Annotated in this window: 10 protein-coding genes; 5 read left to right on the top strand and 5 right to left on the bottom strand. The window is 66.3% G+C overall.

The annotated features are described in order from the left end of the window. The first annotated feature begins 233 nt into the window (after positions 1–233). Entirely contained in the window at positions 234–2,162 is a 1,929-nt protein-coding gene (locus tag ACW179_RS02130) for a TonB-dependent receptor domain-containing protein (protein ID WP_492062501.1), read from the top strand. A gap of 119 nt (positions 2,163–2,281) precedes the next feature. Here ACW179_RS02130 and rpoH read toward each other — a convergent pair whose 3' ends face one another. Next, positions 2,282–3,169: an RNA polymerase sigma factor RpoH gene (rpoH, locus tag ACW179_RS02125; RefSeq protein WP_492062499.1), complete on the bottom strand. Its 888-nt coding sequence runs from the start codon at positions 3,167–3,169 to the stop codon at positions 2,282–2,284. Positions 3,170–3,382: 213 nt separating this feature from the next. On the opposite strand from rpoH, the gene ACW179_RS02120 reads away from it, so the two are divergent. Together ACW179_RS02120 and ACW179_RS02115 are read left to right on the top strand one after the other, a co-directional pair. Next, entirely contained in the window at positions 3,383–3,739 is a 357-nt protein-coding gene (locus ACW179_RS02120; RefSeq protein WP_492062497.1) for a phage holin family protein, read from the top strand. A 153-nt stretch (positions 3,740–3,892) separates the two neighbouring features. Next, positions 3,893–6,079, top strand: coding sequence for a putative bifunctional diguanylate cyclase/phosphodiesterase (locus tag ACW179_RS02115; RefSeq protein ID WP_492062495.1), 2,187 nt, complete (start codon positions 3,893–3,895; stop codon positions 6,077–6,079). Positions 6,080–6,123: 44 nt separating this feature from the next. Here the strand turns inward: ACW179_RS02115 and ACW179_RS02110 are convergent, their stop codons facing one another. The 3 genes from ACW179_RS02110 to ACW179_RS02100 all read right to left on the bottom strand — a co-directional run bounded on the left by ACW179_RS02110 (position 6,124) and on the right by ACW179_RS02100 (position 9,780). Next, positions 6,124–7,149, bottom strand: coding sequence for a beta-eliminating lyase-related protein (locus tag ACW179_RS02110; RefSeq protein WP_492062493.1), 1,026 nt, complete (start codon positions 7,147–7,149; stop codon positions 6,124–6,126). A gap of 71 nt (positions 7,150–7,220) precedes the next feature. Continuing rightward, complete coding sequence (locus ACW179_RS02105) at positions 7,221–8,516, bottom strand: O-acetylhomoserine aminocarboxypropyltransferase/cysteine synthase family protein (protein WP_492062491.1); 1,296 nt, start codon at positions 8,514–8,516, stop codon at positions 7,221–7,223. Positions 8,517–8,637: 121 nt separating this feature from the next. Then, positions 8,638–9,780: an epoxide hydrolase family protein gene (locus tag ACW179_RS02100; RefSeq protein ID WP_492062489.1), complete on the bottom strand. Its 1,143-nt coding sequence runs from the start codon at positions 9,778–9,780 to the stop codon at positions 8,638–8,640. Between the two features lie 1,016 nt (positions 9,781–10,796). Here ACW179_RS02100 and ACW179_RS02095 point away from each other — a divergent pair. Next, entirely contained in the window at positions 10,797–11,507 is a 711-nt protein-coding gene (locus ACW179_RS02095; protein WP_492062488.1) for a hypothetical protein, read from the top strand. Between the two features lie 280 nt (positions 11,508–11,787). On the opposite strand, the gene ACW179_RS02090 is transcribed toward ACW179_RS02095, so the two are convergent. Then, the gene (locus ACW179_RS02090; protein WP_492062486.1) at positions 11,788–12,684 is read right to left on the bottom strand and encodes an EamA family transporter; all 897 of its coding nucleotides are present in this window, start codon (positions 12,682–12,684) and stop codon (positions 11,788–11,790) included. A gap of 150 nt (positions 12,685–12,834) precedes the next feature. Between ACW179_RS02090 and ACW179_RS02085 the strand changes: the two genes are divergently transcribed. Beyond that, on the top strand, positions 12,835–13,890 hold the full coding sequence (locus ACW179_RS02085) for a DUF2855 family protein (RefSeq protein ID WP_492062484.1): 1,056 nt from the start codon (positions 12,835–12,837) through the stop codon (positions 13,888–13,890). Positions 13,891–13,975 lie beyond the last annotated feature (85 nt).

Genomic DNA, 13,975 nt, shown 5'->3' with positions numbered 1-13,975 from the left:
CCGTTGCCGATCTTGCATCGGAGATGTTATATCGTAACGTCACAGAATCGACCCGGAATGGCCCGACCGCCGACTTCTCGCCTGTCTGTTTCGCCCTTCACGGTCGGTGACGTCTGGGCGCACGCGCTGGTTCCTGGAGGCCCCTTCGACGGGATGTCCGCCAACAGCGATCCGGCGGGTGGAAACGCCTGGCCGGTCCGTCGTCACTCTCCCAAAGCCTGAGTAAAAGATCGATGCGTTTCCTGAAGCTGGCTCCCGTGCGGGTCGTTCTGGCGGCTTGCGCCCTCGGTGCGCCTGGCGAGGCCATGGCCCAGCGGGTCAATGACAACGCCGTGGCCGGCGCCGAGGACGCCTTCGGCGCCAGCATCGGCAACGAGCGGGTGGGCCTCTACAGCAGCAGCGAGGTTCGGGGCTTCTCGCCCATCACGGCGGGCAACATCCGGATGGAGGGGCTGTACATGGACCGTCCGGCCTCGTTCACCGACCGGCTGGTCGAGAGCAATGTGGTGCGTGTGGGCCTGGCCGCCCAGAACTATCTGTTCCCCGCGCCGACGGGCATCGTCGACTACCGCATTCGTCCGGCGGGCGATCAGCGCGTGGTCAGCCTAGTGGCTGGCTATGGGCCCATGGGCGGCGGGCGGATCGAGATCGACAGCCAGCTCCCGCTGAGCGACACCCTCAGCCTGGTCGCCGGCATCGCCGGCTTCGACGACGAGTTCGCCAGCGGGGCGGACGCGGTCTACGGCTCCTACGCCCTGGCCGCGCGCTGGCGACCGATGGACAAGGTGCTGGTCCTGCCGTTCTGGAGCCGGGTTGATACCTGGGATCGCGAGGCCACGGCTCTCCATGTCGCCGCGCCTGGCGTCCTCCCCGAGCCCGTCGCCCGTCGTCGCTATGCAGGACCGGCCTGGGCCGACTATCGAAACATCGCGACGAACGCCGGCGTTCTGACCCGCGCGGCGCTGCCGGGCGGTTTCGATCTCGCGGCCGGGCTGTTCCGGTCGGTGAACGACACGCGCGAGAACCATGCCCTGGTGCTGACCAATGTTCAGGCCGACGGGTCGGCACTGCGACGGATCAGCCGCGATCCGCGCCAGAAGCTGGCCTCGACCAGCGGGGAGATCCGGCTCAGCCGCGCGCTGGTGAGGGGCGATTGGGCGCACGCCCTTCACGCGTCCCTGCGCGGCCGCCAGCGGGAAAGCCTCTATGGCGGCGGGGCCAGTCTGAACCTGGGCGCGACCCATGTCGAAGATCGCGTCGACATCGTCGAGCCCGTGTTTGCCCTGGGCACGCGGACGCGGGACGAGGTCGAGCAATGGACGGGCGGGCTGGCCTATGATCTGCGCTGGAGCCGACGCTGGTCCTTGAGCCTGGGCCTGCAGCGGGCCGACTATCGCAAGACCGTCCAGCGCCCTGACGGCGTCCGCGCTGTGGCCCATGACCCGGCCTGGCTCTACAACGCCGCCGCCTCGTGGACTGTGTCGCCGCGCCTGGCGCTCTATGGCAGCGTGACCCGAGGCCTGGAAGAGAGCGGCGTCGCGCCCGACAGCGCGGCCAATCGCACCCAGGCCCTGCCGGCGATCATCACCGACCAGTGGGACGCGGGCGTGCGCTGGGTGCTGCCGCGTAATCTGCGCATGGTGGCGGGCGGCTTCCAGGTGCGTAAGCCCTATTTCGCGGCCGACGACGCCAACGTCTTTCGCGAGATGGGATCGGTTCGCCATCGCGGCGTCGAGGTCAGCCTGACCGGTTCGCCTGTCGAAGGCCTGTCGGTGGTGGCCGGGGCGGTGCTGATGCGGCCGCGCGTCACTGGCGCGCCGGTGCGGGAAGGGCGGATCGGCCGTGAGCCGGTTGGCCAGACCCAGCGGGTGCTGACCCTCAGCGGAACCTGGGCCCTGCCCGTCGAGGGGCTGGCATTTACCTTCGCGGCCAACAACCACGGCCGCCGCGCCGCTGACCAGTTGAACCGGACCCATACGCCGGCGGCGACGATCCTGGACGCCGGCCTGCGCTACCGCTTCGACATCGGCGACAAGCCGGCCCTGCTGCGCGCCCAGGTGACCAATCTTGCCGACACCTTCGACTGGAAGGTGATCAGCAGCGGTGCCTTCGAGGTCAACGCCCCCCGGACGGCGACGGTATTCCTGACCGTCGACTTCTAGAGCCCTTCCCGACCTGATGGCTTCATCAGGGACCGGCAAACGGGGCCAACAAAAAAGGGAGCGCTGCGGCGCTCCCTTGATCGTCATCGTCGCCCCGAGACCGGAGCTTAGTGGTCGCTTCAGGCCTCGACCATGTTCTTGGCGATGGCCGCCTGGCGCATGGTCTTCTGCAACTTTTCGAACGCCCGCACCTCGATCTGGCGAACCCGTTCGCGGCTGACGCCGTAGTGGGTGGCCAGGTCTTCCAGGGTGGTGGGGTCGTCCTTCAGGCGGCGCTCGGTCAGGATGTGGCGTTCGCGGTCGGTCAGTTCGACCATGGCCTCCTCAAGCAGTCCCATGCGGAGGGACTTCTCTTCGTTCTCGGCGACCACCGTCTCCTGCGAGACCTGGTCGTCGTCGGCCAGCCAGTCCTGCCATTCGCTCTCGCTGTCACTGCGCAGGGGCGCATTGAGCGAGGCGTCGGGGCCCGACAGGCGCCGGTTCATCGAAATGACCTCGCTGTCCAGCACGCCCAGCTTGGTGGCGATGGCGCTGACCTGGTCAGGCCGCAGGTCGCCGTCCTGGAAGGCCTCGATCTGGCTCTTGGCCTTGCGCAGGTTGAAGAACAGCTTCTTCTGTGCGGCCGTCGTGCCCATCTTCACCAGCGACCACGAGCGCAGGATGTATTCCTGGATCGAAGCGCGGATCCACCACATGGCGTAGGTGGCCAGACGGAAGCCCTTGTCGGGCTCGAACTTTTTGACGGCCTGCATCAGGCCCACATTGCCTTCGGAGATCACTTCGCCGATCGGCAGGCCGTAGCCGCGATAGCCCATGGCGATCTTGGCCACCAGACGCAGATGCGACGTGACCATCTTGTGGGCGGCTTCGGAATCCTGATGCTCCTTCCAGCGCTGGGCGAGCATGAACTCCTCGTCCTTGGGAAGCATCGGAAACTTGCGGATCTCGGTGAGGTAGCGCGACAGGCCGCCGTCAGGCGACATCACCGACAAAGAGCTAACGGCCATTCGAAATACGATCCCCTTGGGCTGGCGGGTCGCCCGCCTTATCCCCTCACAACAGCTGAGATAGGAAGCGGTTGCGGCCAAGTTAAGTCCGGTAACGCATTTGTAATGTCCGAGCGCCGGGCTGGGGCATTGAACGGCAGGGCTCTTGCCTTGTACCGAACGCTCATCGCGGCGATCTTCGCCTCGAAAGTTCTCAAGGATGGCAGAGTCGCGATGGTCCGTTTCATCTTCCGGGTGATGTTCGCCGCCGTTGGCCTGTGGCTTGCGGACCGTCTGGTGCCCGGTATTTCGGCCGACGGCTGGATGACCCTGATCTTCGCCGGCTTGCTGCTGGGTATTGTCAACGCCGTGGTCAAGCCGGTGGTGGTGGTACTGACCTTTCCGATCACCATCCTCAGCCTGGGCCTGTTCCTGCTGGTGGTGAACGCCGCCATGCTGGGCCTGGTGGCCTGGTTACTTGACGGCCTGGTGGTTCGGGGGTTGCTGGCCGGGGTACTGGGCTCGATCATCGTGGGTACGGTCAGCTGGGCGGGCCAGGTCCTTATCGGCGACGGAAATTCAAAAGAGTAGCGCCGTAGACTGGATCATCAAGCAAGTCATGGTGAACGCCGGGAAATCACTGTGACGCCCTCATGAAGTTTTGACGAAATCGGGACGTGCAATACGCAAATTAGGGAGCCATTAGGTCGGAAATGGTTCTGTCTCCTGAGTGGAGGCGTACCAATGTTGACCTTGCGGGACACCGTTTCTTTCCTGGCGCCGGTGCGGCGTGACGATTTGGGAAAGATGCTCTATGAGCGCTTCCGCGAGGAGCCCGATACCCTGATCGTGCCGGTACTGGACGACGAGGATCGGCCCATCGGTCTGGTCGAGCGAAACGCCTTCATCCTGCGCATGGCGGCCGAATATGGTCGGGCGCTCTATGCCAACCGCCCCATCTCCGCCCTGATGGATGCTGCGCCCCTGGTGGTCGATGCGGGCATGGCCCTGGCCGAATTCACCAGCGACAGCCTGTCCTACTGCGCGTCAGATCTGCTGCGGGGGTTCATCGTCACGGACGGTGGCCGCTATCTCGGGGTCGGCACGGTGCTGGCGCTGCTGCAGGCGGCCAACGAGAGCAACCGGCGCGGCGTTGCCGAACTGGCCCGGGCCAAGGCCGCCGCCGAGCGCGCCGAAACCTTCATGACCGCCGTCGTCGAGGCCATGCCATCGATGGTCTTCGTCAAGCGTGCAGACGATCACCGCTATGTCCTGCTCAATCGGGCCGGCGAAAAGACCCTGGGCTTTTCCCGCGAGGAGATGATCGGTCACACCGACGCCGACTTCTACGCACCCGAGCAGGCGCAGATCTATGCCGCCCGCGACCGGGAGGTCGTCATGTCCGGCGTGGTGCAGGTGATTGAGGAAGACCTGGTGCCGCGCAGGGACGGATCAACGGCAATCCTCCGGACCAAGAAAATTTCCATTCTCGATGTCGATGGCAAACCTGAGTACCTCCTGGGGGTTTCTGAGGATATCGCCGAGCGCAAAAGGGCCGAGGCGCAGATTGCCCGAATGGCCCACTATGATCCGCTGACCGAGCTGCCCAACCGGGTGCTGTTCCAAAAGCACCTGGGCGAGGCCCTTTCGCGTCGCAGCCGCGCCGGCGACGGCCTGGCCGTACATTTCGTCGACCTGGATCGCTTCAAGACCGTCAATGATACGCTGGGTCACCCCCTGGGCGACGCCTTGCTGCGGACTGCCGCCCAACGTTTGCGCGGCTGTGTGCGCGACGGCGATACCGTGGCCCGTCTGGGCGGCGACGAGTTCGCGGTGGTGCAGACGGGGCTGACGGACCTGACCGGAGCCACGCGGCTGGCTCAGAGGATTGTCGAAGCCATGGCCGCCCCGTTTGAGCTGCAAGGTCACCAGGTGATGATCGGTGCCAGCGTCGGCGTGTCGGTGGCACCCTCTGACGGCGAGGATGCCGACGAGTTGCTGAAAAAGGCCGATATGGCCCTCTATCGTGCGAAGGCCGACGGCCGCGGCGCGTTTCACTTCTTTGAAAAGGCGATGGACGAGCAGCTTCAGGCACGCCGGGCGCTGGAGCTTGATCTGCGCCGGGCCCTGGCGGCCGGCGAGTTTCAGCTGCATTACCAGCCACTCTACAATCTGGGACATGAGCGGGTGACGGGGTGCGAGGCCCTGTTGCGCTGGAAGCATCCGGAACGCGGTATGGTCTCGCCCGCTGACTTTATCCCCCTGGCCGAGGAGATCGGCCTGATTGTGCCGCTGGGCGAGTGGGTTCTGCGCACAGCCTGTGCCGAAGCCGCCGGCTGGCCGGCCCACGTGCGGCTGGCGGTCAATCTGTCGCCGGCCCAGTTCCGCGACCGGGGCCTGGTGAGCACTGTGATCTCGGCCCTGGCCACGTCCGGCCTGCCTGCCGAACGCCTGGAACTGGAGATCACCGAGTCGGTGTTGTTGCAGGACAATGCCGCCAACATGACCATGCTGCACGACCTCAAGGCCCTGGGCGTGCGCATCTCGATGGACGACTTCGGAACCGGCTATTCCAGCCTCAGCTATCTGCGCAGCTTTCCGTTCGACAAGATCAAGATCGACCAGACCTTTGTGCGCGACATCCTCAAGGACAGCGACGCCCTGGCCATCATCAAGGCGGTGCTCGATCTGGGCGCCAGCCTGGGCATCGTGACCACGGCTGAGGGCGTAGAGACGATCGAACAGCTCGAAGCTCTGCGCGGACAGGGCTGCGCCGAGATCCAGGGCTATTTCATCAGCCGTCCGTCTCCAGCCAGCGAGATCGCCCGCATGCTGGCTGTGACGGTGGCGACGCCGGGGCCGGCCGCGCCCGTAGTATCGCTTAAGGTCCAGGCCAAGCCGCAGGCACCCCGTCTGAAGCGGTCCGCCTGAGCCATTGGAAACGGTTTTCGCGCTGATGCGCCGGTAGTCGGTGATCAGGCGATGGCCTTCAGCGCCGCGCCCAACTCCTCGACCATCTCCGGCGTCGTCGCCCACGAGCACATGAACCGCGCTGTGCCGTCCAGGAAGCGGTAGACGAACCAGCCTTCACCCTGCAGACGCGCCAGCGCTGCGTCATCCATGTCGACAAAAACGCCGTTGGCCTCGACCGGGTGGCGGATGGGGAAGGGCATCAGGGCGGCCAGCTTTTGGGCCATGGCGTTGGCGTGTGCCGCCCGCGCTACCCACGGGCCGCCGTCATCGGCCTCGCCCAGCAGGCCCAGCCAGGGGGCAGCCAGGAACCGGCCCTTGCTGACCAGTTGGCCGGCGTGCTTCAGCCGGGCGTCCAGCCTGCGGGCATGATCGGGATTGAGGAAGACCACAGCCTCGGTCGGGGTCGAGCCGGCCTTGGTGCCGCCCATCACCAGGATATCGACGCCCATCTTTGCCACGGACTTCAGGTCGAAGCCCGCCGCCACCGCATTGGCCAGCCGCGCCCCGTCCAGGTGGACGCCGTAACTCTTGGCCTTCACCGGCGCGATCAGGGAGGCCAGGTGCGCCGCATCATAGACCGTGCCGTACTCGGTGGCCGTGGTCAGCGACAGGGCCGCCGCCGGCTGGTTGTAGGACACTTCAGGCCGCGCCAGCGCCACCTCCAGCCCGGCCCGTTCGATCTTGCCCGAGGCCCCCGGCAGGCCGATCAGGCCGACGCCCTGGCCAAAGAAGCCGGGGGCTCCGGTCTCGTCGGTGCAGATATGGGCGTGCTCATGGGCCAGCACCGCCTCGTGCGGCTGGGCCAGGACCGTCAGGGCAAAGGCATTGGCCGCCGTGCCCGAGGCGGTGAACCGCACCTGGGCGTCGGCATCCAGTAGCGCCCGGATGCGATCGGCGGCCGCAGCGCTGACATGGTCGGTTCCATAACCCGAGGCCGTCCCGGCATTGGCGGCGATCAGCGCCTCAATCACCTCGGGCATGGCGCCGGCGACATTGTCGGAGGCGAAGTCGTAGCGGGCGTGTGTCATGCCCTCTGGATAGGGGCAGGCGTGGGCTCCGGGCAAGCCGGAACCCACGTCGCAAGCGGCCTCGCGGCCTCCTACTGAGCCGCCGCCAGGGCCTGGGTCAGGTCGGCCAGGATGTCGTCAATGTGCTCCAGGCCGATCGACAGGCGCACATAGCCGTCCGATACCCCGGTCGCGCGCTGCTCGTCGGCGCTCAGCTGCGAGTGGGTGGTCGAGGCCGGATGGATGGCCAGGCTGCGGGCGTCGCCGATATTGGCCACGTGATAGAAGAGCTTGAGGCTGTCGATGAACTTGCGTCCGGCCTCGCGGCCCCCGGCCAGTTCGAACCCGACCAGCCCGCCATAGCCGCCCGACAGATAGCGGTCGGCGCGTTCGCGCTGCAGCCCGGTCTGGACGCTGGGGTGGATCACGCGGGTCACGCCCGCCGCCGCCGACAGCGCCTTGGCGACGGCCGCCGCATTCTGGCTGTGGCGGGTGATGCGCAGCGGCAGGGTCTCGACGCCCTGCAGGATCTGGAAGGCGTTGAACGGCGACAGGGCCGCGCCCAGGTCGCGCAGCAACACCGTGCGGGCCCGCAGGATATAGGCGATGGGGCCCAGCGGCTTGGCGGCCTCCGACCAGACCGCGCCGTGATAGCTGGGGTCGGGGGTGTTCAGCGTCGGGCTGCGCTCAGGATGGGCGGTCCAGTCGAAATTGCCGCCGTCGATGATCATGCCGCCGATCGAGGTGCCGTGGCCGCCGATATATTTGGTGGTCGAATAGACGACGATCGCCGCGCCGTGCTCCAGCGGCCGGGCCAGCAGCGGGGCGGCGGTGTTGTCGACGATCAGGGGAACGCCCAGCTTGCGGCCGATTTCGGCCACCTCAGCGATCGGGAAGACGGTCAGTTTCGGATTGGGCAGGGTCTCGGCATAGTAGGCGCGGGTGCGCTCGTCGGTGGCGCGGGCGAAGGCCTGCGGATCTTGCGGATCCACAAAGCGCACCTCGATCCCCTGATCGCGCAGGGTGTTGGCGAACAGGTTCCAGGTGCCGCCATAGAGGTCGGTCGAGCTGACGATATTGTCGCCGGCCCGGGCCAGGTTCTGGATTGCGAAGGCCGAGGCCGCCTGGCCCGAGGCGACGGCCAGGGCTGCGGCGCCGCCTTCCAGGGCCGCCAGGCGCTGTTCCAGGATGTCGGTCGTCGGGTTGCCCAGGCGCGTATAGATGTTGCCCAGCTTGCGCAGGGCAAACAGGTCCGAGGCGTGCTCGGTGCTTTCGAACTGGTACGAGGTGGTCTGATAGATCGGCGGCGCTACCGCCCCCGTCGCGGGATCGGCGCGCCAGCCGGCGTGCAGGGCCAGGGTTTCGGGGTGAAGCTTGCGGTCAGACATCGGCGTTTCCTGCTCATTTTCCTGACAAGGACTGAGTGACCCTAGTGCGGCTGCGCTGAGGCAAAACGCCGAATATTCTTGTCGGCGCCTCAGAAAATTTGAGGCCCGCGACCTGGCCCCGTCAGCCCACCTCCCGTCCCCATGCCCGCACATCATCGACAAACAGCCCCGGCTCCTCCATCGCGCCGAAGTGACCGCCGCGCGGCATGTCGGTCCAGCGGATGATGTTGTAGGCGCGGTCGCACCAGCTGCGCGGCGGGGCCTGATAGAGGGCTTCTCCGGGGAAGTTGGCGAAGGCGGTGGGGGTCTCGCAACGGGTCCCGGCCGGCAGGACGATGCCGCCTTCCTCCATCAGGCCGCGATAATACCAGGCGCCCGTCGTGAAGCTGCCGGTCATCACGTACAGCATGATGTTGGTCAGCAGCTGGTCGTCGCTGAAGGCCTCCTCGAACGGCTTGCCCGACAGGTCGGCCCAGTCGTGGAAGCGCTCCAGGATCCAGGCGGCCTGGCCCACCGGATTGCCCGCGCCCAGCCAGGCCAGGGACTGGGGCTTGGAGGCCTGCAGCCGGAAATAGGCCCCCATCACGTCCATGGCGAAACCGGTGCGCTGGATCCAGGCGATCTCGGCCTCGCCCTGCGGCGGGCCGGCCGGGCGAAAGCCGATCATGTTCAGGTGGATGGCTTTCACGTGCGCTGCGTGGTCCAGCCCCAGCCACGAGGTGACCAGACCGCCCCAGTCGCCGCCCTGGGCCAAATAGCGGTCGTAGCCGAGTTCCTGGGTCATCAGGGTGTTGAACAGCCGCGCCGTGGCGCGCTGGCCGATCGGGGCCTTGGGCTTTCCCGAAAAGCCAAAGCCGGGCAGGGACGGGATCACCAGGTCGAAGGCGTCGGCCGGATCGCCGCCATGGCGCGAGGGGAAGGCCAGGGGCTCGATGGCGTCCCAGAACTCGAAGTGGCTGCCGGGCCAGCCGTGGGTCAGCAGCAGGGGCCGCTTGCCGCCTGCTTCGCCGATCACGTGGACGTAGTGGATGTCGAGGTCCTCGATCTTGGCCGTGAACTGCGGATGGCGGTTGAGGGTCTCCTGCGCCTTGCCGGCGTCGAACCCGTCGGCCCAGTAGGCGGTCAGGCGCTTCAGCGTGTCGGCGTCACAGCCATGGTTCCAGCCGCCGCCGACCGGCGCAGGCGGGAACTCGTAGGCGCGGATCTGGTCGCGGACCTTGTCGATGGCCTGCGGGCTCCACTCGACCTTGAACGGCGTGGCCATGGCCTTCTCTCCCTGTTTTGCGCAGAGGGTCAGTCGGGTGACGTGGGGGAGGTCAAGGCGAACTCCGCGCTCTGCGTCCCGCGCGCGAGAAGGAAGAAGACACGGGCCCATAGCCTCGCGCTTTCGCTGCGATGGGGGTGGGAAGGGTCGCGGAGCGTCCGGGCCTCGCCCGGAGGATGGGATAGTGAATACCGTTTCGACGAAGACAGACGCTCCGCGCAGCCGTTATCCGGTGAGCCCTCGGGGCGCGGGGTTTTAACCCGCTTCCGACTTTAGGCCCCCGACGGGTGGAGGGGATAGCGACCCCGTCCAGACCGCATGGGCGATTTCAGCCCATGCCTGCTGCGCATCGTGCGGGCGTCGCCAAAGGGAGATCCCGGCGGTCCCGGTCCGGCTTCAACGCGTCCGGCCCCCGCAAGGACCGATCCGCTCCACCAGACCCTGCCGGGCCTTCAACGACGGCCGACGGGCGCTTCCCGCTCGACCACCCCTGACAGCCGCAACGGTCGCCGTACGTGCGCCCTTCCCGTGCTGTCAGGTGAGATTAAGTATGGGGGTGGTTTGAGCGCGGAGGATGGGCGCGATCAAGTTTTTTACAGGCTGTTGATTAGGTTGGAGTTTGTTCTGAGAACCATGGGGATTGAGCGCGGTCTATCCCCGTACTTGCCCCCTACGGGCTGCTACGCAGCCGTCTTCCCCCGGAGGGGGAAGATGAACGGTGCGGATCTCATCTTCCCCCCGCAAGGGGGGAGGACGACCTGCGAAGCAGGTCAGGAGGGGGCCTGCGGCGTCGGCCGAGGAACACAGCCCCCCTTCGCCCGCAAACGGGGCCATCCTTAAATCTCACGGCGAGACAATCACCGTGAGATTTAAGGATGAGCGGGACGCGGGGCGTCCGCTTTCGGGAGGGAAGGCAAAGCGTGCCTCCGACCCTAGTTGGACGCTTCTGATGCCGGCCTAAAACCTTTGCTCCTTGACCCGTTATCAGTACGCGCGCTTAGGCTGGCGTTCGTTGCATGATGATGGGCAGGGTCAGATTGTTTAGCGAAAAAGAGAAGTCGTTCGTCAAGAAGCTCAGAAAGCGTTCCGTGGACGAACGGATCGAACTCGCCAGTTCCAAGGTTCAGGGCCTGGGGAATTATGTCATCGACGTTTGCCAGACCCATGAGAACAACCGAATTGTGGTGCGAAGCAATCGCCTGTCGCAGCAAATACCCCAGTCGCACGCAGCTAAGGCCTTCAAAAACTTGCAGCGCGCCACGTTGCATCACGAGATCATCCGACTAGCTGCAATCTGGGATGGCCCGGCGGCTGACCGGCTCAGTGTTCCGACGATCATAGCGATCGTGGCAGAGCAGGACGTCCTGCGCGCGCTCTACAAGCGCCGCCTCTTGGATCGTCGAGCAGCGGAGGCCCACTTGGTCAATGGGCTCGATAATGACCTTAGGGACCTGATCCGAGCGAGAGCAGCCCGCAATGCTCGGGAGACCGTTCGCCGTAGTTTCTCGCGCGACATAGGCGACGGGTTGGAGTTGGGCATTAGAGTCATGAACTCCTCACGCCGCAAGGCTGTCGCGGATTTCCGACACAGGAACATCGCTCATAACCTGAGCCTAGATGCCGTAAACCTTCGCACTGGGCAGATTGACCGGCTACTTCACACAACAACCAGTCGTCGCGAACGGATTATACGGGCTTATTCGATGTTCCGGCTTCGCTATCGATGACAGCCGCGCCTACGCGCGCCGCTGCTCGGAGAGCCTATGGGGCCGCTTCGATTTCGGAGTGATCGACTATTAGACACCCCCGCAGCGCTAGATCAAAGATGCGACGAGTGCGTGCAAGCCACTCAAGCCAGGGCAAGGAACTAGGGCGCTAACGGCTTGAAGCCGACGCCCGCATAACCACCCCAAACAGACGATCCCAACGTCCGCTTTGCGCTACCGACCATCGGGTTCGCCAGCACCGGCAGGGTCCCTCGTTTCAAGACTGATCGCGCCCAGAGGCCTAGGGCCGCGCCTGAAACCGTCCCCGCACCTTGGGCCACAGCATGTTCACCGCCAGACCGGTCAGCACCAGCGCTGCGGCCGCCAATTTCCAGCCCGGCAGGCCCTCGCCCAGCAGCAGGGCCGAGGCCCCCATGCCGAACACCGGGATCATCAGGGCCAGGGGCGCGACGGTGGCGGCCGGGTGGCGGGCCAGCAGCCAGCCCCAGGCTGCATAGCCGAACATCGTGTTGCCCACCGCCTGCCACAGCACCGCCGCCCAGGTCAGGGCGTCGGCGCCTAGGACGCCCGCGACCATGGCCGGCCAGCCTTCCAGCCACAGCGACATGAGAAACAGCGGCGGGATCGAGAACAGGCTGGCCCAGACCACATAGCCCAGCATGTTCACGCTGCCGGCCTGACGCGCCACGATATTGCCGCCCGACCAGCTGGCGGCGGCCAGCAGCACTAGCCCGACGCCCAGCGGGGTGGCCGACCCGCCGCCGTGGGCGGCGATCAGCACGATGCCGCTGGCGGCCAGCAGCAGGGCCACGATCTGGAAGGGCTGAACGCGCTCGCCGCTGATCTTCATGGCCAGGCCGATGGTGAAGAATACCTGGGTCTGCACCACCAGCGAGGCCAGGCCCGGCGAGATGTGACCCTTCATGGCCAGGAACAGCATCCCGAACTGCCCGGCTCCGATCAGCACGCCATAGGCCGCCAGGTTGCGCCACGGCACGTCCGGCCGCTTGACGAAGAAGGCCATCGGCAGCAGCACCAGCGTAAAGCGCAGGGTGGCGAACAGCAGCGGCGGCAGGTGATCCAGCCCCACGCGAATGACCACGAAATTGGTGCCCCAGACCGCCACCACGGCCAGCGCCAGCAGAAAGTGGCGCAGGGGCAGGGGGGCGGTGGTCATGGCGATCCGATCACGAAGCTGACCGTCCGCGTCTCGCGCTTCAGGGGCCTGATCGCAATGAAAACATTGTCCCCCGTGACAAGTTCAAACGATTGTTTTGACTTCTGCGCCGCCTCGCGGCCTAGTTTGCTCAAACACAGGGAGGGCGTCATGGCCTGGGATTTCGTCGTCGCCAAAAGCAATCTGCGCCAGGGCGAGTTCCGCCCCGCGATGCTTCCGGACCTGGCTGAAGGCGAGGTGCGGTTGGCCGTCGACAGCTTCGCCCTGACCGCCAACAACATCACCTATGCCGTGTTCGGCGAGGCCATGCGTTACTGGGATTTCTTTCCGGCGGCCGAGGGCTTTGGCCGCGTGCCGGTCTGGGGTTTCGCGACGGTCGAGGCCTCAGGCCATCCCGACATCGGGGTTGGCCAGCGCTTCTACGGCTACTATCCGATGTCGAGCCATCTGACGGTGCAGCCCCGCAAGACGCGCGGCGGATTCGCCGACGCCGCGCCGCACCGCCAGCACCTGGCGGCAGTCTATAATCAGTACACGGCTGTTGGCGCCGAGGACGGCACCGAGGCGCTGCGGTCCCTGCTGCAGCCGCTGTTCATCACCGGCTTTCTGATCGACGACTTCCTGGACGAGCACGCGATGTTCGGGGCCGGGTCGATCATCCTGTCCAGCGCCTCGTCCAAGACCGCCATCGGCCTGGCCTTCCTGCTCAAGCAGCGGGGCGGGCCCAAGGTGGTGGGCCTGACCTCGGCGCGCAATGTCGCCTTCGTCGAGGGCTTAGGCTTCTACGACCAGGTCGTGACCTATGACGACTTTCCCACGGTGCCGATCGCCACGCCGGCGGTCTTTGTCGACTTCGCGGGCGACGCCGGCGTGCTGGGCGCGGTTCACCGCCGGTTCGGCGACGACCTGGCCTATTCCTGCCTGGTCGGCGGCACGCACTGGGAGGCTGCGCGCGGCGCGGGCGATCTGCCCGGTCCCAAGCCGATCCTGTTCTTCGCCCCCGACCGCGTGAAGAAGCGCCAGGAAGACTGGGGCCCCGGCGGCTTCGAGAGCCGCTACGGCGCGGCCTGGAGCGCCTTCGTCGCCGACGCCGGGCGCTGGCTGAAGGTCGAGACCGGGGTGGGCCAGGAGGCGATCGCAGCGACCTATCTGGCGGTGCTGGAAGGCCGGGCAGGGCCCGAGACGGGGTGTGTGGTGCGGCCCTAGCCTTCCAAAATAGCACCGTCATTCCCGCCCTTGTGGCGGGAACCCCTCTGTCCGCCGCAAGTGCCGGAGAGGCGAAGTGCGCGCG

The organism is Caulobacter sp. AVps18 (assembly GCF_058681425.1).
Note: the sequence above shows the minus strand (reverse complement) of the source record. Positions and strands in the feature narration are given on the sequence as shown.